The sequence below is a fragment of the Cellulomonas avistercoris genome, assembly GCF_014836445.1.
GTDB classification, from domain to species: Bacteria; Actinomycetota; Actinomycetes; order Actinomycetales; family Cellulomonadaceae; genus Cellulomonas; species Cellulomonas avistercoris.
The window spans coordinates 224,259-248,941 of sequence record NZ_JACSQV010000005.1 but is presented as its reverse complement, the minus strand read 5'-3'; the positions used below and the strand labels follow the sequence as shown (position 1 = coordinate 248,941).

The 24,683-nt window shown below is 74.4% G+C and carries 23 protein-coding genes; 12 read left to right on the top strand and 11 right to left on the bottom strand.

Annotation, left to right across the window (positions count from 1 at the left end):
• Positions 1-103: 103 nt before the first annotated feature.
• A complete protein-coding gene (locus H9657_RS08105; RefSeq protein WP_191782162.1) occupies positions 104-1,021 on the top strand; it encodes a TIGR01777 family oxidoreductase in 918 nt (305 codons plus the stop codon).
• Here H9657_RS08105 and H9657_RS08100 read toward each other — a convergent pair.
• From H9657_RS08100 to H9657_RS08090, 3 genes are read right to left on the bottom strand one after another with little or no spacing between them, the layout of a single operon-like run.
• A complete protein-coding gene (locus tag H9657_RS08100; RefSeq protein ID WP_191782160.1) occupies positions 993-2,408 on the bottom strand; it encodes a protein kinase family protein in 1,416 nt (471 codons plus the stop codon). The genes H9657_RS08105 and H9657_RS08100 overlap by 29 nt on opposite strands.
• Before the next feature lie 56 nt (positions 2,409-2,464).
• A complete protein-coding gene (locus H9657_RS08095; RefSeq protein ID WP_191782158.1) occupies positions 2,465-3,511 on the bottom strand; it encodes a Gfo/Idh/MocA family oxidoreductase in 1,047 nt (348 codons plus the stop codon).
• A 20-nt stretch (positions 3,512-3,531) separates the two neighbouring features.
• Positions 3,532-5,808 carry an MMPL family transporter gene (locus H9657_RS08090; protein WP_225214859.1) on the bottom strand — a complete coding sequence of 759 codons (2,277 nt, stop codon included), beginning with the start codon at positions 5,806-5,808 and terminating at the stop codon, positions 3,532-3,534.
• 54 nt (positions 5,809-5,862) lie between these two features.
• Between H9657_RS08090 and H9657_RS08085 the strand changes: the two genes are divergently transcribed.
• Both H9657_RS08085 and lipB read left to right on the top strand, forming a co-directional pair.
• Positions 5,863-6,345, top strand: a complete 483-nt coding sequence (locus H9657_RS08085) for a MarR family winged helix-turn-helix transcriptional regulator (RefSeq protein ID WP_191782206.1) — start codon at positions 5,863-5,865, stop codon at positions 6,343-6,345.
• A 10-nt stretch (positions 6,346-6,355) separates the two neighbouring features.
• Positions 6,356-7,042 (top strand): lipoyl(octanoyl) transferase LipB, encoded by a 687-nt coding sequence (gene lipB, locus H9657_RS08080; RefSeq protein WP_191782156.1) that lies wholly within the window; start codon positions 6,356-6,358, stop codon positions 7,040-7,042.
• A 3-nt stretch (positions 7,043-7,045) separates the two neighbouring features.
• On the opposite strand, the gene H9657_RS08075 is transcribed toward lipB, so the two are convergent.
• A complete protein-coding gene (locus H9657_RS08075; RefSeq protein ID WP_191782155.1) occupies positions 7,046-7,549 on the bottom strand; it encodes a flavodoxin domain-containing protein in 504 nt (167 codons plus the stop codon).
• Between the two features lie 153 nt (positions 7,550-7,702).
• On the opposite strand from H9657_RS08075, the gene lipA reads away from it, so the two are divergent.
• Both lipA and H9657_RS08065 read left to right on the top strand, forming a co-directional pair.
• On the top strand, positions 7,703-8,716 hold the full coding sequence (gene lipA, locus H9657_RS08070; protein ID WP_191782154.1) for a lipoyl synthase: 1,014 nt from the start codon (positions 7,703-7,705) through the stop codon (positions 8,714-8,716).
• A gap of 52 nt (positions 8,717-8,768) precedes the next feature.
• Positions 8,769-9,509, top strand: coding sequence for a DUF4191 domain-containing protein (locus tag H9657_RS08065; RefSeq protein ID WP_191782153.1), 741 nt, complete (start codon positions 8,769-8,771; stop codon positions 9,507-9,509).
• An 11-nt stretch (positions 9,510-9,520) separates the two neighbouring features.
• On the opposite strand, the gene H9657_RS08060 is transcribed toward H9657_RS08065, so the two are convergent.
• A complete protein-coding gene (locus H9657_RS08060; RefSeq protein WP_191782152.1) occupies positions 9,521-10,033 on the bottom strand; it encodes an RDD family protein in 513 nt (170 codons plus the stop codon).
• Positions 10,034-10,209: 176 nt separating this feature from the next.
• Here H9657_RS08060 and glnA point away from each other — a divergent pair, with 176 nt between their 5' ends.
• The gene (glnA, locus tag H9657_RS08055; RefSeq protein WP_191782151.1) at positions 10,210-11,634 is read left to right on the top strand and encodes a type I glutamate--ammonia ligase; all 1,425 of its coding nucleotides are present in this window, start codon (positions 10,210-10,212) and stop codon (positions 11,632-11,634) included.
• Between the two features lie 94 nt (positions 11,635-11,728).
• On the opposite strand, the gene H9657_RS08050 is transcribed toward glnA, so the two are convergent.
• Complete coding sequence (locus tag H9657_RS08050) at positions 11,729-12,286, bottom strand: TetR/AcrR family transcriptional regulator (protein ID WP_191782150.1); 558 nt, start codon at positions 12,284-12,286, stop codon at positions 11,729-11,731.
• A 132-nt stretch (positions 12,287-12,418) separates the two neighbouring features.
• Between H9657_RS08050 and H9657_RS08045 the strand changes: the two genes are divergently transcribed.
• Positions 12,419-13,462, top strand: coding sequence for a hypothetical protein (locus tag H9657_RS08045; RefSeq protein ID WP_225214858.1), 1,044 nt, complete (start codon positions 12,419-12,421; stop codon positions 13,460-13,462).
• A gap of 60 nt (positions 13,463-13,522) precedes the next feature.
• On the opposite strand, the gene H9657_RS19635 is transcribed toward H9657_RS08045, so the two are convergent.
• Genes H9657_RS19635 through H9657_RS08030 form a run of 3 tightly spaced genes read right to left on the bottom strand, consistent with a single transcriptional unit; the run spans position 13,523 to position 19,177 of the window.
• Positions 13,523-14,749 carry a cytochrome P450 gene (locus H9657_RS19635; protein ID WP_191782149.1) on the bottom strand — a complete coding sequence of 409 codons (1,227 nt, stop codon included), beginning with the start codon at positions 14,747-14,749 and terminating at the stop codon, positions 13,523-13,525.
• Positions 14,750-14,795: 46 nt separating this feature from the next.
• On the bottom strand, positions 14,796-17,837 hold the full coding sequence (locus tag H9657_RS08035; protein ID WP_191782148.1) for a bifunctional [glutamine synthetase] adenylyltransferase/[glutamine synthetase]-adenylyl-L-tyrosine phosphorylase: 3,042 nt from the start codon (positions 17,835-17,837) through the stop codon (positions 14,796-14,798).
• Positions 17,838-17,839: 2 nt separating this feature from the next.
• Positions 17,840-19,177, bottom strand: coding sequence for a glutamine synthetase family protein (locus H9657_RS08030; RefSeq protein ID WP_191782147.1), 1,338 nt, complete (start codon positions 19,175-19,177; stop codon positions 17,840-17,842).
• 118 nt (positions 19,178-19,295) lie between these two features.
• Here H9657_RS08030 and panB point away from each other — a divergent pair, with 118 nt between their 5' ends.
• A complete protein-coding gene (panB, locus tag H9657_RS08025; RefSeq protein WP_191782146.1) occupies positions 19,296-20,117 on the top strand; it encodes a 3-methyl-2-oxobutanoate hydroxymethyltransferase in 822 nt (273 codons plus the stop codon).
• Between the two features lie 55 nt (positions 20,118-20,172).
• Here panB and H9657_RS08020 read toward each other — a convergent pair whose 3' ends face one another.
• A complete protein-coding gene (locus tag H9657_RS08020; protein WP_191782145.1) occupies positions 20,173-20,340 on the bottom strand; it encodes an SPOR domain-containing protein in 168 nt (55 codons plus the stop codon).
• Between the two features lie 58 nt (positions 20,341-20,398).
• On the opposite strand from H9657_RS08020, the gene map reads away from it, so the two are divergent.
• The 4 genes from map (at position 20,399) to H9657_RS08000 (ending at position 24,330) form a co-directional block, all read left to right on the top strand.
• Positions 20,399-21,271: a type I methionyl aminopeptidase gene (map, locus tag H9657_RS08015; protein ID WP_191782144.1), complete on the top strand. Its 873-nt coding sequence runs from the start codon at positions 20,399-20,401 to the stop codon at positions 21,269-21,271.
• The gene (gene ppgK / locus H9657_RS08010) at positions 21,268-22,053 is read left to right on the top strand and encodes a polyphosphate--glucose phosphotransferase (protein ID WP_191782143.1); all 786 of its coding nucleotides are present in this window, start codon (positions 21,268-21,270) and stop codon (positions 22,051-22,053) included. Before map ends, ppgK begins: the two co-directional genes overlap by 4 nt.
• 141 nt (positions 22,054-22,194) lie before the next feature.
• Positions 22,195-23,292 (top strand): fatty acid desaturase family protein, encoded by a 1,098-nt coding sequence (locus H9657_RS08005; protein WP_191782142.1) that lies wholly within the window; start codon positions 22,195-22,197, stop codon positions 23,290-23,292.
• A gap of 120 nt (positions 23,293-23,412) precedes the next feature.
• Positions 23,413-24,330 carry a DUF817 domain-containing protein gene (locus H9657_RS08000; protein WP_318241377.1) on the top strand — a complete coding sequence of 306 codons (918 nt, stop codon included), beginning with the start codon at positions 23,413-23,415 and terminating at the stop codon, positions 24,328-24,330.
• Positions 24,331-24,357: 27 nt separating this feature from the next.
• Here the strand turns inward: H9657_RS08000 and H9657_RS07995 are convergent, their stop codons facing one another.
• Positions 24,358-24,621 carry an LGFP repeat-containing protein gene (locus H9657_RS07995; RefSeq protein ID WP_225214947.1) on the bottom strand — a complete coding sequence of 88 codons (264 nt, stop codon included), beginning with the start codon at positions 24,619-24,621 and terminating at the stop codon, positions 24,358-24,360.
• Between the last annotated feature and the right edge of the window lie 62 nt (positions 24,622-24,683).

The following is a 24,683-nucleotide window of genomic DNA, read 5'->3' as shown; positions in this document are numbered from 1 at the left end:
GGGGGGGGGCCCCCCCGCGCCGTCCCGCCCACCGCACGGCGGCCCGCCGCCGCCCACCGCCCATCCCGCGCCGTGCGGGCCGCCGCTGGCTAGGGTGGCGGGCATGCGCGTGCTCGTCGCCGGGTCGTCCGGTCTGGTCGGGACGGCGCTCGTGCAGCACCTGCGCGAGTCCGGCCACGACGTCGTCCGTCTGGTGCGCCGGGCACCCCGCTCCCCCGGTGAGGCCGGGTGGGACCCGGTCGCCGGCAGCATCGACACCGCGGCGCTCGCCGCGAGCGACGCCGTGGTGGACCTCGCCGGCGTGAGCGTCGCGTCCCGCCCGCTGACGGCGGCCCGCAAGCGCGAGATCGTGACGTCGCGCGTGCAGACGGCCGGCCTGCTCTCCCGCAGCCTCGCCCGGCTCGCCGCCGGCCGGGACGACGAGGCGCCGCGCGTGCTCCTGCAGGCGTCGGGCATCGGCGCCTACGGCGACCGCGGCGACGCGCTCCTGCGCGAGGACGAGCCGCTCGGCGACACGTTCTTCGCGAACGTCGTGCGCCGGTGGGAGGCCGCGACGGCCCCGGCCCAGGAGGCGGGCGTGCGGGTCGTGCACCTGCGCACGGGCATCGTGCTCAGCGCGCACGGCGGCGCCGCGGCACCCCTGCTCCTGCCGCTGCGCGCCGGTGTCGCGACCCGCCTCGGGTCCGGCCGGCAGTACTGGAGCTGGATCAGCCTGCTCGACGAGGTCCGTGCCATCGCGCACCTGCTGACCCAGCCCGTGCGCGGACCGGCGAACCTGGTGGCCCGCGCCGACCGGCACGAGGACCTGGTCGCGGCGCTGCGCGCCGCCTGGGGTGCGCACCTCACGCTGCCCGTGCCCGCGCCCCTCCTGCGGGTGGCCCTGCGCGACTTCTCCTCCGAGGTGCTGGGGTCGATCAACGCCGACCCCGCCGTGCTGCGGGCCTCGGGGTTCGTGCCCCGGCACGGCACGGCGACCGAGGTGGCCCACTGGCTCAGGGCGTCGCGCCACCCGGCTCCCTGACGTCCCACACGCGCCAGCCGTCGGGCGTCCAACGCAGGACGAGCTCGACGGTGCGCGCCGGCGTCGCGGGGACGTCGGTGCGCTCGCCCGTCGGGGCGACCCGTGCGTGCGCGCTCATCGTCGACGTCACCTCGACGGTCACGTCGCCGTCCGGCGTCGTGCCGGTGGCCGCGGCGCTGGTGACGTCGACGGTGAGCCCGTCGCTCCGGGCTCCGGCCAGGCTCCCGATCAGGGCCTCGTCCGCCGCGAGTGCCGGCGACCCCGCCACCTCGACGGCCGCGACACCGGCGGCGTCCGCGGCCGCGAGCGCCGCGGCCCGCAACCGGGTCAGCGCCCCGGCCGCGGCGGCCGGGTCCTGCTCGTCCGCCAGGGCCTCACCGTCGGCCGGCGCGGCCACGTCGTCGACGGCACCCGGGTCCGTCCCGGGCGAGGGCGACGCGCTCGCGGACGGCGACGCGACGACCGACGGGGTGGCCGCGTCCGCCGGCAGGTCCGGCAGGAGCCGCACGGCGAGCGCCGCGCCGCCCCCGAGCACGAGGACGGCGGCGGCGACCGCTGCCGGCCACCACCGGCGGCGCCGCGGCTCCCGGCGCGTGCGACGCGGCGCCGACGGAGCCGGCACGGTCGAGCGCGGGACGCCGCTGCGGCCGGTCTCGAGGGCCACCTGCGCCCCCGCGAGCTCGTCGGCCTCGGGGACCTGCACGGCCTCCGGCGACGCGACCGCGAACACCGCCTCGACGACGTCCTCGGGCGTGGCACGGCCGCGCAGCAGCGCCTCGAGCGCGTCGCGCAGCCGGACCGCGTCCTCCAGGCCTGCCGCCAGGTGGGCGTCGAGCGGTGGCATCAGGCCCAGGAGCGCCGCGACGAGCCGGTGCACGTCGCCCGTCGCCGTCCCGACGCCGCGCAGCGCCCCGCGCAGGTCCACCAGGACGGGGACCCCACCGGGGCGCACGACGACCCGGTCGGCGCCGACCGCGCCGTGCGCCAGCCCTGTCGTGTGCAGCGCGGCCAGCGCCTGCGCGACGGGTACGGCCACCGTGACGACCTCGCCGTCGGCCAGCGGCGGACGGGCGGCGCGCACGGCTGCGAGCGTCGGACCGGGTACGTGCTCGCACACCAGGGCGACGCGTCCCGGTGCCAGCGGCTCGACCGCCAGCACGCGGGCGAGGTGGGGGTGGTCGAGGCCCGTCAGCGCACCGGCGCGTGCCGCGAGCGTCCCGTCGACCGGGACGTCGGCGACGAGCACCTCGAGCCACGGACCGTCCTCGTCCTGCGCGGGACGTGCGACCCACCACGAGCCGTCGGTCCCCACGGGCGACGCGACACGCGCGCCGTGCGCCTGCAGGAGCCGGATGACGTCGTCCGGTGGCGGGGCGGCGGTGTGCACCCCGACATCCAACACCGCGGTGCGTCGGCGGTGCGTGCGTCGTCCACAGGCACCGCTCAGTCGAGGAGCTGGGCGACCCCGGTCTCGGCGGCGACCCGCGCGGCGTCGAGGACCCGGGCCGTGGCCACGGCGTCCGCGGGGTCGACGGGGACGGGACCGTCCGCGCGCAACCACGCCTGCACCGCCCGGTACAGGTCGCCGTGACCACCGGGAGCACGCGGCACGGGTGTGCGCTCGGCGCCCCGCACGAGCCAGCCCTCGTGCTCGGGCTCGCCCGGTCGACGACCCGCCTCCTGCGCGTCGTCGAGCACCGCGAACGGCGTCGGCTCACCCTCGAAGCTCGTCACGAGGTACGCGCCGTGCTCACCGAGCACCCGCGTCCGCGGTCCCGGCGCACCCACGAGCCCGCCGCCCCACAGGTGCGACACGACGTGGTGGCCCGTGGCGTCGGGCGCGTGCTCGAGCGCGAGGAAGACGTCGTCGAGGGCCGGCGTCGTGAGCGCGCGCAGCTCGGCGTGCACGCGACGCACGGGCCCGAAGAGCTGCACCGCCGAGTCGACGAGGTGCGCCCCCAGGTCGAGGAGCAGACCGCCCGCGACGGGGTCCTGCTCCTTCCACCGGTGCTGCGGCTGCGGGCGGAACCTCTCCCAGCGCCGCTCGAAGCGGTGGACCCGGCCCAGCGTGCCCGCGTCGAGCAGGCCGCGCAGGGTCAGCTGCTCGGGGTCCCAGCGACGGTTCTGGAACACGGTGAGGCGGCCGTCGCGCTCGCGCGCGAGACGCACCAGCGCGGCGGCCTGCACGCGCGTGGTCGCCAACGGCTTGTCGACGAGGACGGCCAGGTCGGCCTCGAGCGCCGCACGCACGTGCGCCGCGTGGTCGCCCGTGGGGCTCGCCACGACCACGAGGTCCACGTCGTGCGCGTCGGCGAGCAGGGCGTCGACGTCGGGCAGGACCCGGGCCGCGGGCCAGTCCGCGGCGACCTCGTCGCCGCGGTGGCGCGTGACGACGGCGACGACCTCCTGCCCCGTCTCGCGCGCGAGCCGGGCGTGGATCCCACGCCCGGCTCCGCCGTACCCGATCAGCGCGATGCGCAGCGGCTCCATGCCGCCACTCTAGGAGCCGGTCAGGCCACCGGCGTCCGCGTGGGCGCCGCGGCGTGCGCACCGTGCTCCGGGCGTCGTGCCAGCGCGCTGGGCCACCAGGTGCGCGGCCCGAGGTCGTGGACGAGCCCGGGGACCAGCAGGCTGCGCACGACGAACGTGTCGACGAGCACGCCGAGCGCCACGATGAACGCGAGCTGCGCCAGGAAGAGCAGCGGGATCACGGCCAGCGCCGCGAAGGTCGTCGCCAGGACGAGCCCGGCCGACGTGATCACCCCGCCGGTCACCGCGAGCCCCCGCGTGACGCCCTCGCGCGTCCCGACCGCCTGCGACTCCTCCCGGACGCGCGTCATCAGGAAGATCGAGTAGTCGACACCGAGCGCGACCAGGAAGACGAACCCGTACAGCGGCACGACCGGGTCGGCGTCGGGCAGGTCGAACACGTGGTTGAACACGAGGGCCGAGATCCCGATCGCCGCACCGAACGACAGCACGTTCGCCGCCATGAGGAGCAGGCCCGCCACGACGGAGCGCAGCAGCAGCATGAGGATGAGGAGGATCACCACGAGCACGACGGGCACGATCACGCGCAGGTCGTGCTCGCTCGCGATCTGGGTGTCGAGGGTCTCGGCGGCGGGGCCACCGACGAGGGCGTCGGGAGCCACGGCCGTCACGGCCTCGCGCAGGTCGGCGACGGCGTCCACGGCGTCCTGGCTGTCCGACGGCGCCTCGGTCACGACGTCGACGCGGACCCGGCCGTCGACGACCACGGGAGGTGCCCCGGCGGCGCCGGGCGCTCCCCCCGGCGCGCCCGTGTAGGGCGCGGCCGACGCGATGCCGTCGACGCTCTCGGCCGCGGCGACCACCGCGTCGAGCTCGGCCTCGGGCACGACGACGATCGCGGGCTGCACCGCACCGGCGGGGAAGTGCTCGGCGAGCACCTCCTCCCCCGCGACCGAGTCGACGGGCGTGAGGAAGACGTCGGTCTGGCTGGTGCCCCCGGCGCGGAACGTCGGCACGAAGGCGGCCGCGAGCAGCAGGGCGGCGGCGCTGATGATCCAGACGGGACGCGCGTGGCGCGCGACGAACCGCGCCCAGCGGGCCCACAGCCCCGAGCCCTCGGCGGGGTCGGCCGCGGTGGGGGCGACGGCCGTGGCGTGCTCGCCGTGCGTGGGCGCCTGCGTCGGCGACCCGACCACGCGGCGCGGGGCACGGGGCCAGAAGAGGACACGGGAGCGGCGACCCGCCACCAGCAGGAAAGCGGGCAGCAGCGTGAGGGCGGCGAGCAGCGCGGCACCGATGCCGATCGCGGCCACGGGGCCGAGGCTGCGGTTCGACGCGAGGTCGGACAGCAGGAGGCACAGCAGGCCGGCGACGACGGTGCCGGCGCTCGCGGCGATCGGTTCGAGCGACTGGCGCCAGGCGATGCGCATGGCGTCCGCGGGGTGGTCCACGTGGCGCAGCTCCTCGCGGTACCGCGCGACCAGCAGCAGGGAGTAGTCGACCGCGGCGCCGACCACGAGGATCGACAGGATGCCCTGCGCCTGGCCGTTGAGGACGAGGATGCCCGCGTCCGCGAGCTCGTACACGACGAGGCCGGCCAGCGCGAGGGCGAACACGGCGGTCAGGACGACCACCAGCGGCAGGAAGGGCGACCGGTAGACGACGACGAGGATGAGCAGGACGGCCCCGAGCGCGACGAGCAGGAGCAGCCCGTCGATGCCGGCGAAGGCCGTGCCGAGGTCCGTGACGAAGCCTGCCGGCCCCGTGACCCACGCCTCCAGGCCCAGGTCGCCGGAGGCGCTCGCGGTGGCCCCGAGCTCGTCCTCCAGCGCCGCCCGCAGGTCGGTGACGAGGAGGTTGTTGAGCGACTCGTCGTCGACGAGCACCTCGGCCGCGGCCGCGTCCAGCGGGACGGCGAGCAGGATCGCCTGGCCGTCCTGCGACGGCACCGGCGCGATCGGCCCGGTGAGGTGGTCGGCCCACGTCCCGTCCGCGACCGCGGTGCCCGGGAACTGCTCCGCGAACGCCGTGACGGCGGCGAGCTGCTGGGGCGTGACCTCACCCCCGTCGGCCGGGGTGAGGACGACGAGCGCGGGTAGGGTCTGCGTGTCGACGAACTCGCGGGAGGCCTCGGCCGCCAGCGTGGACTGTGCCGACGACGGCAGGAAGGCCGCGGCGTCGTTGGTCTGGACCTGGGACAGACGTCCCTGGGCGGCACCTCCCACCGAGGCGAGTCCCATCCAGACGACGAGCACCACGGCGACAGCGACCGCGCGGGCCACGGGATTCCTCAGCATGCTGAGTATCATGGTCCCCGAGCGGCTACTCGGCAAACGGGAGGACGCGTGACCATGCAGCAGGGCCCGCCGCCGGACCACTGGCCGGTCGGCCGGATGCTCTCCGCGGCGGCGCGACGCATCGAGCGCGCCTGGGACGCCCACCTCGCCTCCTGGGACCTCAACCACGCGAGCCTGCCCGTGCTGGTCCACATCACCGTCGCACCCATGTCGCAGCGCGAGCTCGCGGACTCCTGCGGTGTCACCGAGCAGACCATGAGCCGCGTCGTGGCACGGCTCGTGCGCACCGGCTACGTCACGCGCCGCCCCCACGCCGAGGACCGGCGCCGCCACGTCGTCGCCATCACCCCCGCCGGCTCCGCCGCGCTCGCCGCGTGCGCCGACCCCGGACCCGCCCAGCAGGCCGTCCTCGGCCACCTGCCCCCCGAGCGCCGCGCGCTCCTCGACGAGCTGATGCGCGAGGTCGTCGCCCCGTGGGGCGTCACGCCCGGCCCGCCGGTCGACGCGGTCGACGGCCCGCCCGCGACGAGGGCATAGCCTGACGCGCATGCGCGTCGACCCCCTCGAGCTCGGCACCCGCCTGCAGCCCTACGTGCCCACCTGGGACCTCCAGCGCGAGGTCCACGCCGCGGTCGCGGCCGGCGAGCGCGAGGACACGCTGCTCCTCGTCGAGCACGAGCCCGTGTACACCGCCGGCAGGCGCACGGCACGGTCCGACCGCCCCCTCGACGGCACGCCCGTGGTCGACGTGGACCGCGGCGGGCGGATCACCTGGCACGGTCCCGGTCAGCTCGTCGGCTACCCGATCGTGCGGCTCGCCGAGCCGGTCGACGTCGTGCGCTACGTCCGCGCCCTCGAGGAGGCGCTCATCCGCACGTGCGCCGACGTCGGCGTGGGCGCCGGCCGCGTCGAGGGTCGCAGCGGCGTCTGGCTCCCGGCCGACGACGCGGACGCGTCGCCGTACCCGCGCCGTGCGCGGAAGGTGGCCGCGATCGGCGTGCGCGTCGCGCGGGGCACGACCATGCACGGGTTCGCGCTGAACTGCACCGCGTCGCTCGACGGGTTCTCGCGCATCGTGCCGTGCGGCATCGACGACGCCGACGTCACGACGCTGTCGGCCGAGGCGGGCCGCGACGTGACGATCGCCGAGATCACGCCCGTGGTGGTCGCCCACCTGCAGGACGTGCTGACGCCCCTGCTCGCCGCGCACGACGAGGTGCCCGCCGCACGCTGAGCGCTACGCGTCCTGCTGGATCGAGCGCAGCGCCGTCGCGATCGACCCGGCCCACGTGCGGACCGCCTCGAGGTCGCGGAAGTCGCCGGCGTCGGCCCGGGTCAGCGCGACGAGCGCCCGCTCCGAGATGTTGAGGCCGTCCCGGTCCAGCCGCCCGGCGAACACCGCGACGTCGCGCGCGCCGGTGGTGCGCGCGATGTCCGCCACGTCGTCCGGCACCGTCTCCGGCATCGGCGGGTCGCCGACCGGACCCGACCAGAACAGCCACGACGGCCGCTGCCGCAGCTGGCCGGCCTGCCGGTCGACCAGGTCGCGCAGTCCCAGCGCGAGCCTGCCGACGTACACCGCGGAGCCCATCACGACCGCGTCGTAGGGGTCGACGTGCTCGACGTCGTCGGGCTCGACCTCGTCGACGTCGTGACCGGCCTCCCGCAGCCGTGCGGCGACCTCCGCACCGATCTCCCGCGTCGCGCCGTGCCTCGACGCCACCGTCACCAGGACGCGCATCGCGCCACCTCCTCCAGGGTCGGCGTCGTGCCCCGCCCTCGGGGTCGCGACCGCTTCGTCCCCAGACTCCTCCTCGACGTCGACGAGCGCACGGGACAGAGGTCCCCGTCACACCCCGCGGGCAGCGGCACCACGGCGGGCTAGGCTGACGCCGTGACGATCGCACCCGAGGGACGCCGGATGCTCCGGGTGGAGGCGCGCAACGCCGCCACCCCGATCGAGAAGAAGCCGGAGTGGATCCGCACCCGGGCGACGACCGGCCCGGAGTACAGCGAGCTCAAGGGCCTGGTGCGCCGCGAGGGCCTGCACACGGTGTGCGAGGAGGCGGGCTGCCCCAACATCTTCGAGTGCTGGGAGGACCGCGAGGCCACCTTCCTCATCGGCGGCGACCAGTGCACCCGGCGCTGCGACTTCTGCCAGATCGACACCGGCAAGCCCGCCGCGCTCGACACCGACGAGCCGCGCCGCGTCGCGGAGTCGGTCCAGGCCATGGGCCTGAAGTACTCCACGATCACGGGCGTCGCACGTGACGACCTGCCGGACGGCGGCGTGTGGCTGTACGCCGAGACCGTCCGTCAGATCCACGCGCTGAACCCCGGCACCGGCGTCGAGCTGCTCATCCCGGACTTCAACGCCGTGCCCGAGCTGCTGGACCAGGTCAACGAGTCCCGCCCCGAGGTGCTCGCGCACAACCTCGAGACCGTGCCGCGGATCTTCAAGCAGATCCGGCCGGCCTTCCGCTACGACCGCTCGCTGTCCGTGCTGACGCGCGCGCGCGACGCGGGCCTCGTCACCAAGTCGAACCTCATCCTCGGCATGGGCGAGACGACGGAGGAGGTCGTCGAGGCGCTGCGCGACCTGCACGAGGCGGGCTGCGACCTCATCACGATCACGCAGTACCTGCGGCCGTCGGTGCGCCACCACCCCGTGGCCCGCTGGGTGCGCCCCGAGGAGTTCGTCGAGCTGTCCGACGAGGCCGAGCGCATCGGCTTCCTGGGCGTGATGTCGGGGCCGCTCGTGCGCTCGTCGTACCGTGCCGGGCGGCTGTGGGGGCAGGCCATGCGCAGCCGCGGTCTGGAGATCCCCGCCGCGCTCGCGCACCTGGGCGAGCCGACGACGGCACGCCAGGAGGCCTCGGCCCTGCTCGCCCGCAGCACCGGCAACTGACCCGCAGGACGCCGCGCGGCCGCACGCGCGCGCGCCGGTAGACTCCCGGGTCATGGCACGCGAGCGCTCCACGTCCCCGCAGGGCTCCTCCCCGAGCACGGGGACAGGCACCGGGAAGGTCAAGAAGACCCGCTGGTACCACCAGGTCTGGCAGGCGTTCCAGATCACCCGGCAGTCCGACCCCGCCGTCACCTGGATCATGCTCGGCGTGTTCCTGGGGATCGTCGCGGTCGGGCTCCTCATCGGCACGCTCGTCGACCAGCTCGTCTACGTGCTGGTGCTCAGCATCCCGTTCGCCCTGCTCGGCGCCCTGTTCGTGCTGACCCGTCGCGCCGAGAAGGCCGCGTACACGCGCATCGAGGGTCAGCCCGGTGCCTCGCTCGCCGCGCTCGGCACGCTGCGCCGCGGGTGGACCTTCACGCAGGAGCCCGTCGCGGTCGACCCCCGCACGCAGGACCTCGTGTTCCGTGGCGTCGGACGCCCCGGTGTGGTGCTCGTGGGCGAGGGCCCCGGCCACCGCGTCGGCAAGCTGCTCGAGGCGGAGCGCAAGCGGACGGCACGCGTCGTGTCGGGTGCGCCGATCCACCTCATCCAGGTCGGCGACGGCGAGGGCCAGGTGCCGCTGCGCCAGCTGCCGCGCGCCGTGACCAAGCTCAAGCCCCAGCTCACCAAGGACGAGGTGGCCGTCGTGCTGCGCCGCGTCACGTCCCTCGGTGCCGCGCGACTGCCGGTGCCCAAGGGCATCGACCCGACGCGGGCACGTCCCGACCGCAAGGGCATGCGCGGGCGCTGACGCCCCCGGCGTCAGCGGCGGACCAGGACCGTCCCGGCCGCACGGGCGTGCAGGCCGCGACCGTCGCCGTCCCAGACGGCAGCCGGTAGCACGAGGCACAGCAGGGCGGTGCGCACCAGCGCCGCGAGCAGCCCGGGCGGGGCGGCCGACACCGCCGGCGTGCCGGCCGGTGTCTGCGGGGTCCGTGGGATCGTCCGTCGCACCTGCAGGCCCATGAGCCGGTGCCCGAGGGTGGTGCCGAGGGTGGCGACGAGCACGAGGTTCTCGAGCGCGAAGACGGCCAGCGTCCCGAGCGAGTCGCCACGCAGCAGGAACAGGCCGTCGGTGCGTGACGGCAGCAGCACCGCGGACACCGCGAGGCACGCGACCCAGTCGATCGCCAGCGCCGCGAGCCGGCGACCGAGGCGCGCGAGCGACCCCGGGCCCGTGGGCGCCAGGCCCAGCCGCTCGCCGCGCGCGGTGCCGTCGTCGTGGCCGCCCGGCCCACCCTCGAGCCACGAGCCCACGGAGTCGCGCGTCACCATGCGTCCAGCCTACGTGCGCGCCGGAACGGTCCGGCGCGCCGGTCGTGTCGTGCGATCGTTACCTCGTACGCAGGTCCGTAACCTCCCGGAAACAAGGGGGCCACGGCAGGGAAACTCCGCCCTCCTAGCCTCGCTCTGCCCGGGACGACCGGGCACCATCGACCGAGGAGCAGCGGATGTTCACCAAGCCAGAGGAAGTCCTGGCGTTCATCAAGAGCGAGGACGTCAAGTTCGTCGACGTGCGGTTCTGTGACCTGCCGGGCGTGATGCAGCACTTCAACGTGCCGGCCGCCTCGCTCGACCTGGACTTCTTCACGGACGGCCAGATGTTCGACGGGTCCTCGATCCGCGGCTTCCAGGCGATCCACGAGTCGGACATGAAGCTGGTCCCGGACGTGTCGACGTCGTACGTCGACCCGTTCCGCGTCGAGAAGACCCTGAACATCAACTTCCACATCGTCGACCCGTACACCGACGAGCCCTACAGCCGCGACCCCCGCCAGGTCGCCGCCAAGGCCGAGGCGTACCTCAAGTCGACCGGCATCGCGGACACCGCGTTCTTCGCGCCCGAGGCCGAGTTCTACATCTTCGACGACATCCGCTTCGAGACGAAGCAGAACGCGTCGTACTACTACATCGACTCCATCGAGGCCGCGTGGAACACGGGCCGCAAGGAGGAGGGTGGCAACCTCGGCCACAAGACGCCCTACAAGGGCGGCTACTTCCCCGTGCCGCCGGTCGACCACTTCGCCGACCTGCGCGACCAGATCTCGCTGCAGCTCGACGAGCTCGGCCTGCAGGTCGAGCGCGCGCACCACGAGGTCGGCACGGCCGGTCAGGCCGAGATCAACTACCGCTTCGACACGCTCGCCAAGTCCGCGGACAAGGTGCAGCTGTTCAAGTACGTCGTCAAGAACGTGGCGCACGAGAACGGCCGCACGGCGACGTTCATGCCGAAGCCGCTCTTCGGTGACAACGGCTCGGGCATGCACGTCCACCAGTCCCTCTGGAAGGACGGCGAGCCGCTGTTCTTCGACGAGAAGGGCTACGGCGGGCTGTCCGACATGGCGCGCTGGTACATCGGCGGCCTGCTCAAGCACGCGCCCTCGCTCCTCGCGTTCACGAACCCGACGGTGAACTCCTACCACCGCCTGGTGCCGGGCTTCGAGGCACCCGTCAACCTGGTCTACTCGGCCCGCAACCGCTCCGCGTGCATCCGCATCCCGGTGACGGGGTCGAACCCGAAGGCCAAGCGCGTCGAGTTCCGCGTGCCGGACCCGTCGTCCAACCCGTACCTCGCGTTCGCGGCCATGCTCATGGCGGGCCTCGACGGCATCCAGAACCGGATCGAGCCGCCGGACCCGATCGACAAGGACCTGTACGAGCTGCCCCCCGAGGAGCACGCGCTCATCCAGCAGGTCCCGGGCTCGCTGTCCGAGGTGCTCGACAACCTCGAGGCCGACCACGACTGGCTCACGGCCGGCAACGTCTTCACGCCGGACCTCATCCAGACGTGGATCGACTACAAGCGCTCGGCAGAGGTCGACCCGATCCGGCTGCGTCCGCACCCGCACGAGTTCGAGCTCTACTACGACGTCTGATCGGCTGCTCCCGATCAGTTCGGCACCGAGGGGCGTCCCGTCAGGGGCGCCCCTCGTGGCGTGTCCGGGAACGGGTCGTGCGTCGGGTCGTGCGTCAGGTCGCGCGCAGCCCGGCCAGCACGACGTCCACCATGCGCGGCACGAGATCCGGCACGTCCCGGGCCACGGCCGCCGGCAGCGGCCGCGTGATCAACCCGATCCCGAGGACCAGCTCGAGGGGCGCGAGGTCGTGGCGGACCAGCCCGGCACGCCGCGCGCCGGCCAGGACGTACTCGACGCTCGCGAGCGTCTGCTCCTGCGCCGTCCGCACGGGCGCGGAGAGGTCGTCCGTGAGGTGCTCGGCCAGGGCCGCCGACAGCGCTCCGAGGTCGAGGCCTGCGAGCCGGCGGACGTAGGTGTCCCACGCGACCTCCGGATCCTGCGAGATGGTCCCCAACGCGGTGAGGGCGGCCTCGCGCACGTCCTCGAGGATCGCGAGGGCCACCTCGTCCGCGAGGGCCAGGCGGGACGGGAAGTTGCGGTAGAGCGTCGCGATGCCGACTCCCGCCGCCTCGGCGACCGCGTCGAGCGCCACGTCCCCGCCCTCGGCGGCGAAGAGGTGCCGTGCGGCGCGCACCAGGTCCGCGCGCCGTCTGGCAGCGTCCGCGCGCATGGTCGCCTCCTTCCGCGATCGGGGTGTGACGGTTCCCACGCCCCCGCAGTTTGACGTCACGAGTGTAACCGGAGGAAGATCTTCCACATAAGCGGAGGGTCAACATCCGCTTCCCCTGTATCGAAGGACCCCATGACCGCCACGCTCGACATCGCTCCTGACCCGACCGGCGACACGGCGCCGCCCCCGGCCCGCGCGCGCGGCCCTGTCACCACCCTGGTCGGCATGACCGTGGCGCTGGGCGCCGTTCTGGCCGTGCTGCTCGCGATCTTCATCCTCCCGTCGCTCAGGAGCGGCCCGCACGACCTGCCGGTCGGCGTGACCGGCCCGGCCTCCGCGGTGCCCCAGGTCGAGGCCGCGCTCGCGGCCGCCGCCCCGGACGCGTACGCGGTCCAGCGGTTCGACTCCCAGGAGGCCCTCGTCGCCGCGGTCCACGACCGCGACGTCGTCGGCGGCTTCGTGGTGGACGGCGACGGCATCCGCAGCGTCGTCACGTCGGCCGGTGGTGCCGCCATCGCGCAGAGCCTCACCGCGAGCGCACAGGGTGTCGGCACCGCGCTCGGCCTGGCGGCGACGTCGACGGACGTCGTGCCGCTGCCCGCCGCCGACCCCGCCGGCATCGGCATCGGTGGGCTGGCGTTCCCGCTCGTCTTCGGCGGCATCGTCCCCGTCGTCGCGTTCCGCACGGCGTTCGCCCGCCGGACCGGCTGGCGACTCGGTGGCCTGCTGACCTTCTCCGTGGTCGGCGGCCTCGTCGTGGCGGCCGTCCTGCGGTTCGGCTTCGGCAGCATCGAGACCGCGTTCTGGCCTGTCGCGGCCGCGATGGCGCTGGGCATCGCCGCGATGGCGTTCCCCCTCACCGGCCTCCAGGAGGCGTTCGGCGGCAAGGGCTTCACGATCGGTGCGATGTCGATGATGTTCCTCGGCAACCCGTTCGCCGGCATCGCCACCACCTCCGCCTGGCTCCCGTCGGGCCTGGGCGCCTTCGGCCAGATCCTGCCGCCGGGGGCCACCGGCACCCTGGTGCGCTCGGTCGCGTACTTCGGGGGCACCGGCGGCCTGACGGCCGGCCTCACCCTCGGCGCCTGGGTCGTCGTCGGGCTGGTCGTCCACACGATCGGGACGCGCCGCGGCCGGCAGGACGCACCCGCGACCGCGCTGCCGTCGGCCGCCTGACCCGGCCGGCCGGCGCGCCTGCGGACGCCCGGGAACGGGTGTCCGCAGGCGCGGCCGTCGTCAGCCGGGCACGGGGACGCGGCGCACCCGCAGCGCCGTGAGGTCGTAGCCCTGGCTGACCTCGTTCCAGCGCACACGCGGCGGGCCCGCCGCCGCCAGGTCGTCCCGCAGCAGCGCCGAGACGAAGATCTCGGTCTCCATCGACGCGAGCGGGGCTCCCGGGCACCGGTGGTGGCCGTCACCGAACGCGAGCACGACCGGGCCGACGGCGCGCGACATGGTCCGCGCGGGGCACACCGCGTCGGGGTCCGCGCCCACGATCCCCTCGTCGGCGTTCACCGCGCGCAGGTCGACGTCGATCAGCGCACCGGCCGGGACCTCGACCGGCCCGTCGGGGCCGTCGAGCGTCAGGGGTGCCGTCGTGCGACGCAGCAGGTGCCCGACGACGGGCTCGACGCGCAGCACCTCCTCGACGACCGCGACGCGACCGTCGCGGTCGGCCGCCCGGTACCGGGCGCGCAGCGCGTCGTCGTCGAGCAGGTGCCACACCGCCGCGGCCATGAGCTCGCGCGTGGTCGCCATGCCCGCCGCGGCGTACGTGACGCACTCGGTGAGGATCTCCAGGTCCGTGTACCCGGCGTCGATCAGGGCGCTGATGAGGTCGTCGCCGCGTCGCCGCCGCCGTGCCCGGATCGCCGGCTTCACGTCGAGCAGGAAGAACCGGAGCACGGCGGTGTTCCGCAGCGCCTCACGCGCGCCCGCGAACGGTGCGCCGGGGCGCGGCGGGGGCGCGAAGAACTCCTGCAGCCGACCGCGCATGCGCGGCGACCCCCCGTGGTCGAGGCCGATGACGCGGGACGTGACCTCGACGGCCATCTCCATGGTCAGCGCCGTCAGGTCCGTCCAGCGGTCGGTGCGCACCTGGGCGACCACACGGTCGGCCGTCGCCTGCATCCACTCGCGGTAGCCGGCGACGACCCGCGGCGCGAACAGGTGCGCCGCCGCGCGTCGCTGGGCGTGGTGCACCTCACCCTCGACGTACAGGATCGGCGGCCGGATGTGGACGGGCCCCTCGTTCAAGGAGTCCGCGCCGAAGCCCGCCTGGCGGGTGCCCTCGGGGTGCCGCAGGACCGCGCGCGCGAGCGCGTAGGACCGGATCCGCCAGCGCGGGCGCTCACCTGCCACCTGCTCGATCGCCGGACCGCTGCCGTCGTCGGGCTGCGCGAGCTTGCGCACCGGGCAGCCGGCCGTCGCGCCCTGCGTCTGACCGTCCGCCGTGGTCGTCACCCGTTCGACTGTAGGGCTCACCCGTCCGGACGACCAGACCCCACCATCAGCCGTAGAAGACGCGCTCGACGACAACCCGCGCACGCCGCGCGGAGCGCAGGTACGTCTCCTCGAGCATCGCGCCCGAGCCCGAGGGGTGGCCCAGCACGCGCGCGACCCCCGCGAGCGCCGTGCGGTCGTGCGGCAGGACGTCGGCGTGCGCCCCCTCGGCGCGTCCCGTCCACAGGACGTTCGCGTCGCGCACGCGCGAGGCGAGCAGCCACGCCTCGCGCAGCACGGCCGTGTCGGCCTCCTCGAGCAGGCCGGCGTCCCGCGCCGCGTCGAGCGCGTCGAGCGTCGAGGTGGTCCGCAGGCCGGGCACGGCGTGCGCGTGCTGCAGCTGCAGCAGCTGGGCGGTCCACTCGACGTCGCTGATGCCGCCGCGACCGAGCTTGAGGTGCCGCGAGGGGTCGACACCGCGCGGCAGCCGCTCGGCCTCGACCCGCGCCTTGATGCGCCGGATCTCGCGCTCCGTCGCGGCGTCGAGGCCCCCGGCGGGGTACCGCAGGGGGTCGATGAGCGCGACGAACCGCTCCCCCAGCTCGTGGTCGCCCGCGACCGGCCGCGCGCGCAGCAGCGCCTGGCTCTCCCACGGCGACGACCACCGCTGGTAGTACTCGACGTGCGCGTCGAACGACCGGGCCAGCGGGCCGTTGCGCCCCTCGGGACGCAGGTCGGCGTCCACGCTCAGGGTCGGTTCCGGCCCGACGCTGCCCAGCAGCTGGCGCACCCGCGTGGCCACCGCGACCGCGAAGTCCTGCGCCACCTTGCCGTCGGCCCCCGGCACGGGGTCGTGCACGAACAGCACGTCGGCGTCCGACGAGTACGCCATCTCCCGGCCACCCAGCCGGCCCATCGCCACGACGAGCAGCCGGGTCGGGCTCGCGTCGAGCCCCGCGGCGGTGCGGGCGTCGGACTCCGCGACCCGCAGCGTGCCGGCGAGCACGGCGTCGGCGGTGACGGTGAGGCTCTGCGAGGCCCGGACGCCCGTCGTCACCCCGAGGACGTCCGCCACGGCCGTGCGCGCCAGCTCGCGCCGCCGCAGCGCGCGCAGCGCCGTGACCGCGGGCACGGGCTCGGCCGCCCGACGCAGGACCGCGTCCGCCTCCGCCTCCAGCCGCTCGGCCGACCGGGGGGCGAGCTCGGCGTCGTCGTCGAGCCACCTGACGGACTCCGGCGAGCGGCGCAGGGCGTCGGCGGCGTAGCGCGACGTCGAGAGCACCTGCGCGAGCCGCTGTGCCGCGGTACCGGAGTCGCGCAGCAGCTTGAGGTACCAGTGGGTCGTGCCGAGCTGGTCGGACAGCCGCCGGAACGCCAGGAGGCCGCCGTCCGGGTCGGCCCCGTCGGCGAACCATCCCAGCATCACGGGCAGCAGCTGCCGCTGGATCGCGGCGCGGCGCGACACGCCGTCGGCGAGCGCCGCGATGTGCCGCACGGCACCGGCCGGGTCCCGGTAGCCGATCGCGGCGAGGCGAGCACGTGCCGCCTCGGGGGCCAGGCTCGCCTCCGCCGTGGACAGCCGCGCGGTGGCGGGCAGCAGCGGGCGGTAGAACAGCTCCTCGTGCAGCCTGCGGACGTCGCGGCGGGTGGTGCGCCAGCGCTCCAGCAGCCCCTCCGGGCCCTCGACGCGCAGCCCCATCGTGCGGGCCAGCCGGCGCAGGTCCGCGTCGGACGTGGGCACCAGGTGGGTGCGCTGCAGGCGGTGCAGCTGGATGCGGTGCTCCATCATCCGCATCCAGCGGTAGCAGACCGCGAGCTGCGCGGCGTGCTCGCGTCCCACGTACCCACCGGCGGCGAGCGCCGCGAGCGCGGTCAGCGTGCTGGGGCTGCGGATCGTCTCGTCGGCGCGCCCGTGCACGAGCTGCAGGAGCTGCACCGTGAACTCGACGTCGCGCAGCCCCCCGACGCCGAGCTTGAGCTGACGGTCCGCCTCCGCCCGGGGCACGTGCGCCTCGACGCGGCGGCGCATGGCCTGCGAGTCCTCGACGAAGTTCTCCCGCTGGACCGCGGACCACACCAGCGGGTTGACGGTCGCGACGTACGCGCGCCCGAGCTCGGGGTCGCCCGCGAGCGGTCGCGCCTTGAGCAGCGCCTGGAACTCCCACGTCTTGGCCCACCGCTCGTAGTACGCGCGGTGGCTGGCGAGGGTCCGCACGAGCGGGCCGTCCTTGCCCTCGGGGCGCAGCGCCGCGTCGACGGGCCACAGCGCGGGCTCCCCCGCCGGCGCCGAGCACGCGCGAGCGAGACCGGCCGCCAGGCGCGCCCCGGTGACCATGGCCGCGTCCTCGGGGGTGCCGTCCACGGGCTCGGCGACGTAGATCACGTCGACGTCCGACACGTAGTTGAGCTCGCGCCCACCCGCCTTGCCCATCCCGATGACCGCGAGGCGCACGCCGCGCCCGTGGTCGTCGAGGTCGGCACGTGCCAGCGCGAGCGACGCCTCGAGCGCCGCGGCCGCCAGATCGGCCAGCGCGGCACCGACACCGGGGAGCCGGCTGAGCGGGTCGCCGCAGGTCAGGTCGGTCGCGGCGATGCGCAGCAGGCGCGTGCGGTAGGCGCGGCGCATCGCGTCCACGCCCGGCACCCCCGCGAGGCCCGCCACCGGGACGTCCGCGTCGGGGTCCGCGTCGACGGCACGCAGCAGCTCGGCACGCACGTCCGCGGCGGGCACGCCCGTCCCCGGGGTACCGTCCGCGACGACGCGCAGCGTGCCCGGGTGGGCCGCCAGGGTGTTGCCGATGGCGACGGACGCACCGGTGACCGCGAGCAGCCGTCGACGCGCGTGGCCGTCGTCGGCCAGCACGTCGTGGAGCAGAGCCGACAGCGTCGGGTCCCGCCGCACGGCGCCGGCGACCTTGGCGATCGCCAGCAGCGCCGCGTCGGGGTCACCCACGTCGGCCAGGTCCCCGACGACGTGGTCGACGACGTCCGGGTCGACGGCCGTCAGCGCCGCGTCCGCCAGCAGGCGCTCGGCGCGGGGCACGTCGGCCACGCCCACACGCGTCAGGCGGGTCGCGAGCGAGGACCCCCGGCCCGTGGACGTGGACACCGTCAGATCAGCGGCAGGAACCGCTGCAGCTCGTACGGCGTGACCTGCGCGCGGTACTCGGACCACTCCTGGCGCTTGTTCCGCAGGAAGTAGTCGAAGACGTGCTCCCCGAGCGTCTCGGCGACCAGCTCCGAGCGCTGCATCACCTCGATGGCGGTCTCCAGCGACGTCGGCAGCGGCTCGATGCCGAGCGCCTTGCGCTCGGCGTCGGTCAGCTCCCACACGTCGTCGTCGGCGCCCTCGGGCAGCTCGTACCCCTCCTCGATGCCCTTGAGCCCGGCCGCGAGCAGCACGGCGAAGGACAGGTACGGGTTGGTGGCCGAGTCGACCGCGCGGTACTCCACGCGGCTCGAGTTGCCCTTGCCGGGCTTGTACATCGGCACGCGCACGAGGGCCGAGCGGTTGTTGTGGCCCCAGCAGATGAAGCTCGGCGCCTCGGCGCCGCCCCACAGCCGCTTGTAGGAGTTGACGAACTGGTTGGTCACCGCGGTGATCTCCGCCGCGTGCGTCAGCAGGCCCGCGATGAACGACCGCGCGACCTTCGACAGCTCGAGCGGCGCACCGGCCTCGTGGAACGCGTTGCGGTCGCCCTCGAACAGCGACAGGTGCGTGTGCATGCCCGAGCCCGGCTGGTCCGCCAGCGGCTTGGGCATGAAGGACGCGAAGACGCCCTGCTCGAGCGCGACCTCCTTGACCACCGTGCGGAAGGTCATGATGTTGTCCGCGGTCGTCAGCGCGTCGGCGTACCGCAGGTCGATCTCGTTCTGGCCGGGGCCGGCCTCGTGGTGGGAGAACTCCACCGAGATGCCCATGGACTCCAGCATCGTGATCGCGGCGCGCCGGAAGTCGTGCGCGGTGCCGCGCGGCACGTGGTCGAAGTAGCCGCCCTGGTCGACCGGCACGAGCGGCCGGGACGGGTCCGCCGGCGCGTCGAAGAGGTAGAACTCGACCTCGGGGTGCGTGTAGAAGGTGAAGCCGCGGTCGCTCGCTCGGTCCAGCGCCCGCTTGAGGACGTACCGCGAGTCCGCGAGCGACGGCTGGCCGTCGGGCGTCAGCAGGTCGCAGAACATGCGGGCCGTGCCGTGCCGCTCACCGCGCCAGGGCAGGATCTGGAAGGTCGACGGGTCGGGCTTGGCGATCATGTCGGCCTCGTACACGCGCGTGAGGCCCTCGATCGCGCTGCCGTCGAACCCGATGCCCTCGCTGAACGCCTGCTCGAGCTCCGCGGGCGCGACGGCGACCGACTTGAGCATCCCGAGCACATCCGTGAACCACAGACGGATGAAGCGGATGTCCCGCTCCTCGACGGTCCGGAGCACGAACTCCTGCTGCCTGTCCATGGCGTACATCCTGCCTGATGACCGGGCCTCCCGGGGCCTCCGTCCCGCAGGTGGCGCAGCGCGGGTCGTGTGGGCGGTGCCACAGCCACGCGCCGGCTCCCGTGGATAGGCTCGCAGGATGTCGACCAGTGACGCCCCGACACCCCGCCGCGTACGCGTGCACCACCTGCAGGCCGCCAAGGAGCGCGGCGAGCGGCTGACCATGCTGACCGCCTACGACGCCGTCACGGCCCGCATCTTCGACGACGCCGGCATCGACATGCTGCTGGTCGGCGACTCCATCGGGAACACCATGCACGGGCACCTCACCACCCTGCCCGTGACCCTCGACGAGATCATCGTGGCCGCGCGCGCCGTCGCCGGTGCCGCACGGCGCGCCTTCGTCGTCGCCGACCTCCCCTTCGGGACGTACGAGGCGGGCCCCGAGCAGGCCCTCGCGAGTGCCGTGCGCGTCATGAAGGAGACGGGTGTCGCGGCCGTGAAGCTCGAGGGCGGCGAGCGGTCCGTGCCGCAGATCCGTGCGCTGAGCCAGGCCGGCATCCCCGTCGTGGCCCACCTCGGGTACACGCCGCAGTCCGAGAACGCGCTGGGCGGGCCCCGCGTGCAGGGCCGCGGCCACGCGGCCGAGCAGATCAGCCAGGACGCGGTGGCCGTGACCGACGCCGGCGCGGTCGCGATCGTGCTCGAGATGGTCCCCGCGCCCGTCGCGGCACGCATCACCGAGGTCGTCCGTGTGCCCACGATCGGCATCGGCGCCGGTCCGCAGTGCGACGGCCAGGTGCTCGTGTGGGTCGACATGGCCGGCATGGGCGACTGGACCCCGCGGTTCGCCAAGCGCTTCGGCGAGATCGGGGCCGCGCTGACGGCCGCGGCGCGGGACTACGCCGACGAGGTCCGCTCGGGCACCTTCCCGGCCGCGGGGCACGCGTTCGACGCGTGAGCGTGCGCGTCCGGCCACGACGTCGTGGCCGGCCGCGCACGCTCAGCGCGCCCGCTCAACGCTCGAGGTCCTGCGCGTCCCAGGCGTCGTTGCGCGCGCGTGCCCTCTCGAGCGCCTGCGCGGCCTCCTCACGCGTGGCGTAGGGACCCATGAGCTGCGACCAGTCGCTCTGGCGCCCCTCCTCCACCTGGTTGGTCCGGGTGTTGTAGAAGTACTCGGTCACCTCGGCTCCTCTCGTCCCGGCGGGCCGTGCAGCCCCGCCGCTACGTAGACTGCCAGGCATGCCGTCCGTCCACCCGTCGCGCACGGCGCTCGTCCCCGGGCAGGTCAGCCCGCGACGACCCGTCCCCGCGCGCATCCCCCGTCCCGAGTACGTCGACAAGCCGCTGCCGGCACCCTGGCGCGGGCCCGACGTGCTCGACGACGACACCGTGGCCCGGGTCCGCGTGGCGGCCCGCATCGCCGCGCAGGCGCTGCAGGAGGTCGGCCGGCACGTCGCCCCCGGGGTCACGACCGACGAGCTGGACGCCATCGGCCACGAGTTCCTCGTCGCGCACGACGCCTACCCGTCGACGCTCGGGTACCGCGGCTTCCCCAAGTCGCTGTGCACGTCGGTCAACGAGGTGATCTGCCACGGCATCCCCGACTCGACGGTGGTCGAGGACGGCGACATCGTCAACATCGACGTCACCGCCTACATCGGCGGCGTCCACGGCGACAACAACGCGACGTTCCTCGCCGGCGACGTCGACGAGGAGTCGCGTCTGCTGGTGGAGCGCACGCGCGAGGCCCTGCAGCGCGCCATCACGGCCGTGCGTCCGGGGCGCGAGATCAACGTCATCGGTCGCGTCATCGAGAAGTACGCGGCACGCTTCGGCTACGGCGTCGTGCGGGACTTCACGGGGCACGGCGTCGGCCCGGCGTTCCACACCGGGCTCGTCGTGCCGCACTACGACGCCGCACCGGAGTACGCCACGCTCATCGAGCCCGGCATGGTCTTCACGATCGAGCCGATGCTGGACCTGGGCACGGCGGACTGGGAGATGTGGGACGACGGGTGGACGGTCGTCACGGCCGACCGCCGCCGGTCGGCGCAGTTCGAGCACACCCTGCTGGTCACCGACACCGGAGCGGAGATCCTGACGCTGCCATGAGCAAGGACGCGAAGCACAAGCACACCGACGTCGGCACGGCGTTCGGCATCGACATCGGCGGGTCGGGCATCAAGGGCGCCCCCGTCGACCTGGGCTCCGGGGAGTTCGTCCGCGACCGGGTGCGGATCCCGACGCCCCAGCCGGCGACGCCGGAGGCGGTCGCGCGGACCGTGGCCGAGGTCGTCGACTCGTTCGACCTCGACAAGGACGTGCCGATCGGCGTGACGTTCCCCGCCGTGATCCTGCACGGGGTCGCCCAGTCGGCGGCGAACGTCGACGACGCGTGGATCGGCACCGACGTGGCCGCGACGGTCGGCGCGGCGACCGGTCGGCGGGTGCTCGCGGTGAACGACGCCGACGCCGCGGGGTACGCCGAGGTCGTCTACGGCGCGGCCAGGGACGTCCCGGGCGTGGTGCTCGTCGTGACGCTGGGCACGGGCATCGGGTCGGCGCTGGTCGTCGACGGGGTCCTCGTGCCGAACACCGAGCTGGGGCACCTCGAGATCGACGGGCACGACGCCGAGTCCCGCGCGTCGGACGCCGCCCGGGACCGCGAGGACCTGTCGTTCGCCCAGTGGGCGCAGCGCCTGCAGCGCTACTTCTCGGTCGTCGAGAACCTGTTCTGGCCCGACCTCATCGTCGTGGGCGGCGGGGTGAGCAAGAAGCACGAGCAGTTCCTGCCGCTGCTCGACCTGCGCACCCGCATCGTGCCCGCCCAGCTGCGCAACGCCGCCGGGATCGTCGGCGCGGCGCGGCTCGCGGCCACCGGCGGACGCGTCTGATCTGCGGGTTCGCCGCCTCCCGGAACTCACCCCCGCACATCCCGGGACACCGAACCTACGGTCGCGTAGGGTAGGGCCATCCGCACCACGAGCAACCGCTCCACCCCACGGCTGGGAAGTCGAATCAGCCCTGGAGGTCATGTGGCTGCTGCATCCGTACCTGCGCCCCCCGCCCCGACGCGTCCCCGTCAGGCGGCCGCGACGGGCAGCTATCACGAGCTGTCCGCCCAGGTGCGTGAGGCAGGCCTGCTCGAGCGCACCCCCGGCTTCTACATCTCGCTGCTCGCCGGCCTGACCACGCTCCTCGCCGGCCTGGTCACCGCGTTCGTGCTCCTCGGCCACTCCTGGTGGCAGCTGCTGGTCGCCGCGGCACTCGGGCTCGTGCTCACGCAGTTCGCGTTCGTCGCGCACGAGGCGTCGCACCGGCAGGTGCTGCTGACGGGCCCGGCCAACGACCGGCTCGGCCGCGTCCTCGCCAACGGTGTCGTCGGCATCAGCCACTCGTGGTGGATGACCAAGCACACGCGCCACCACGCGAACCCCAACCGCGTCGGCAAGGACCCCGACATCGAGTGGGACACCGTCTCCTTCCTCGAGGAGGACGCCGCGAAGCAGCGCGGGATCATGGCCGCCATCACCCGCAAGCAGGGCTGGCTCTTCTTCCCGCTGCTCACGCTCGAGGGCGTCAACCTGCACGTCCTGGCCTTCAAGAGCCTCATCGCCGCCCCGGCGTCGCGCGCGCGCACGCTCGAGCTCGTGATCCTCACGGCCCGCCTGAGCATCTACGTGGCGCTGGTCGTGTGGGCGCTGCCGCTCGGCATGGCCGCCGCGTTCCTCGCCGTCCAGCTCGCCGTGTTCGGCGTGTACATGGGCGCGTCCTTCGCGCCCAACCACAAGGGCATGGCGATCATCCCGGCCGACAGCCGGCTCGACTTCCTGTCCAAGCAGGTGCTCACGTCCCGCAACATCGGCGGCGGCACGACCGTCACGATGCTCATGGGCGGCCTCGACGCGCAGATCGAGCACCACCTGTTCCCCAACATGCCGCGACCGCACCTGGCCCGTGCGCGCAAGATCGTGCGCGCCCACTGCGAGAGCGTCGGCATGCCCTACACCGAGACCTCGCTCGTGCGGTCCTACGCGCTGGTGGTGCAGTACCTCAACCGCGTCGGCCTGTCGGCTCGCGACCCCTTCGACTGCCCCATGGTCCAGCGGTACCGGGCGCGTTCCACGCGCTGAGCCCGCCCTGATCCTGTGCGGCGCCCAGCGTGGGGCGCCGCACAGGATCTGCACAGGTCCCACCGGGAAACCGACCACGTCACCCGCCCACCCGCCGCAGCGTCGCGGTGGGATGGGCAGGTGCTCCGCGACCTGCGTCTGTCCCTCCCCCGGCCGGGCGCGCGCGAGCTCACGGTCGTCGAGGAACGCATCGACGACTGGGCCCGTGCCCGCCTGACCCGCCTGCGCGCGCGCAGCGTGCGTGCGGGACTGGTCGAGCTCGCGGTGTTCGTCCTCAAGCAGGGCTGGGCGTGCCTGTTCGGCGGCCTGCTGCTGGTCGTGCTCCTCGTCGCCCGCTTCTGGTACCCCGACGACGCCTCGCTCGCCCGCAACGACGCGCTGACGCTCGCGGCGCTGGCGCTGCAGGTCGTCATGCTCGTGACCCGCCTCGAGACCCTCCGCGAGATGCGCGTGGTGCTCCTCTTCCACGTCGTCGGCACCGTGATGGAGCTGTTCAAGACCGACGTGGGCTCGTGGTCGTACGCCGCCGAGGGCGTCCTGCGGGTCGGTGCGGTCCCCCTCTTCTCGGGGTTCATGTACGGCGCCGTCGGCTCGTACCTGGTCCGCGTGTTCCGCATCTTCGACCTGCGCTTCGACCGGTACCCCCGCCGCGGGCTGACGGCACTGGTCGCGGCGGGCATCTACGTCAACTTCTTCACCCACCACTGGTTCGCCGACGCCCGCTGGGTGCTGCTCGCGGCCGTGGTCGCCGTGTACGGCCGCACCGTCATGCACTTCCGCGTGCACGCGGCACGTCTGCGCATGCCGATCCTGGCGGCGTTCGCGCTGGTCGCGACGTTCATCTGGGTCGCGGAGAACGTCGCGACGTTCGCCGGGGCGTGGCTCTACCCGTCGCAGGTCGACGGCTGGCACGTCGTCGGCGGCACGAAGCTCGTGGCGTGGTTCCTGCTCATGATCATCTCGGTCGTGCTCGTCGCCTGGGTGTACCCGCCCAGGCCCCCGGACCGGCCCGACCGCGTGGGGACGTCCGACGGGTGACCCCGCCGGTCCCGCACGGGCGCGGCCTCAGCCGACGGTCGCGACGGGCGCGCCGCCGGGCGCCTGCCGGATGCGGCCGCGCTCGAAGCGCTGCGTGAGCGTGCCGTCGGCGGCGCGCGTGACGGCCGACGTCGGGTAGCCGAGCGGCCCGTTCTCGCGCTGGCTCGACGGCCACGCGACGTCGAACTCGGGCGACACCGCGAACGTCCCGGCGCCCGAGGAGTAGATCGCCCCGCGCTGGAAGGACTGGTAGCTGCCGCCGTCACGCAGCCCTCTCACCGTGCCACCCAACGGAGCGCCCAACGCACCACCCGCACCACCCGCCGCCGTCCACGCCGTCAGGACCGCGCTCG

Bases quoted from the DNA above. Each gene is read 5' to 3' on its own strand.
- H9657_RS08105 (WP_191782162.1), top strand. From the start codon at position 104: ATGCGCGTGCTCGTCGCCGGGTCGTCCGGTCTGGTCGGGACGGCGCTC.
- H9657_RS08095 (WP_191782158.1), bottom strand. From the start codon at position 3,511: ATGGAGCCGCTGCGCATCGCGCTGATCGGGTACGGCGGAGCCGGGCGT.
- H9657_RS08090 (WP_225214859.1), bottom strand. From the start codon at position 5,808: ATGCTGAGGAATCCCGTGGCCCGCGCGGTCGCTGTCGCCGTGGTGCTC.
- H9657_RS08085 (WP_191782206.1), top strand. From the start codon at position 5,863: ATGCAGCAGGGCCCGCCGCCGGACCACTGGCCGGTCGGCCGGATGCTC.
- lipB (WP_191782156.1), top strand. From the start codon at position 6,356: ATGCGCGTCGACCCCCTCGAGCTCGGCACCCGCCTGCAGCCCTACGTG.
- H9657_RS08075 (WP_191782155.1), bottom strand. From the start codon at position 7,549: ATGCGCGTCCTGGTGACGGTGGCGTCGAGGCACGGCGCGACGCGGGAG.
- H9657_RS08065 (WP_191782153.1), top strand. From the start codon at position 8,769: ATGGCACGCGAGCGCTCCACGTCCCCGCAGGGCTCCTCCCCGAGCACG.
- H9657_RS08060 (WP_191782152.1), bottom strand. From the start codon at position 10,033: ATGGTGACGCGCGACTCCGTGGGCTCGTGGCTCGAGGGTGGGCCGGGC.
- glnA (WP_191782151.1), top strand. From the start codon at position 10,210: ATGTTCACCAAGCCAGAGGAAGTCCTGGCGTTCATCAAGAGCGAGGAC.
- H9657_RS08050 (WP_191782150.1), bottom strand. From the start codon at position 12,286: ATGCGCGCGGACGCTGCCAGACGGCGCGCGGACCTGGTGCGCGCCGCA.
- H9657_RS08045 (WP_225214858.1), top strand. From the start codon at position 12,419: ATGACCGCCACGCTCGACATCGCTCCTGACCCGACCGGCGACACGGCG.
- H9657_RS08030 (WP_191782147.1), bottom strand. From the start codon at position 19,177: ATGGACAGGCAGCAGGAGTTCGTGCTCCGGACCGTCGAGGAGCGGGAC.
- panB (WP_191782146.1), top strand. From the start codon at position 19,296: ATGTCGACCAGTGACGCCCCGACACCCCGCCGCGTACGCGTGCACCAC.
- map (WP_191782144.1), top strand. From the start codon at position 20,399: ATGCCGTCCGTCCACCCGTCGCGCACGGCGCTCGTCCCCGGGCAGGTC.
- ppgK (WP_191782143.1), top strand. From the start codon at position 21,268: ATGAGCAAGGACGCGAAGCACAAGCACACCGACGTCGGCACGGCGTTC.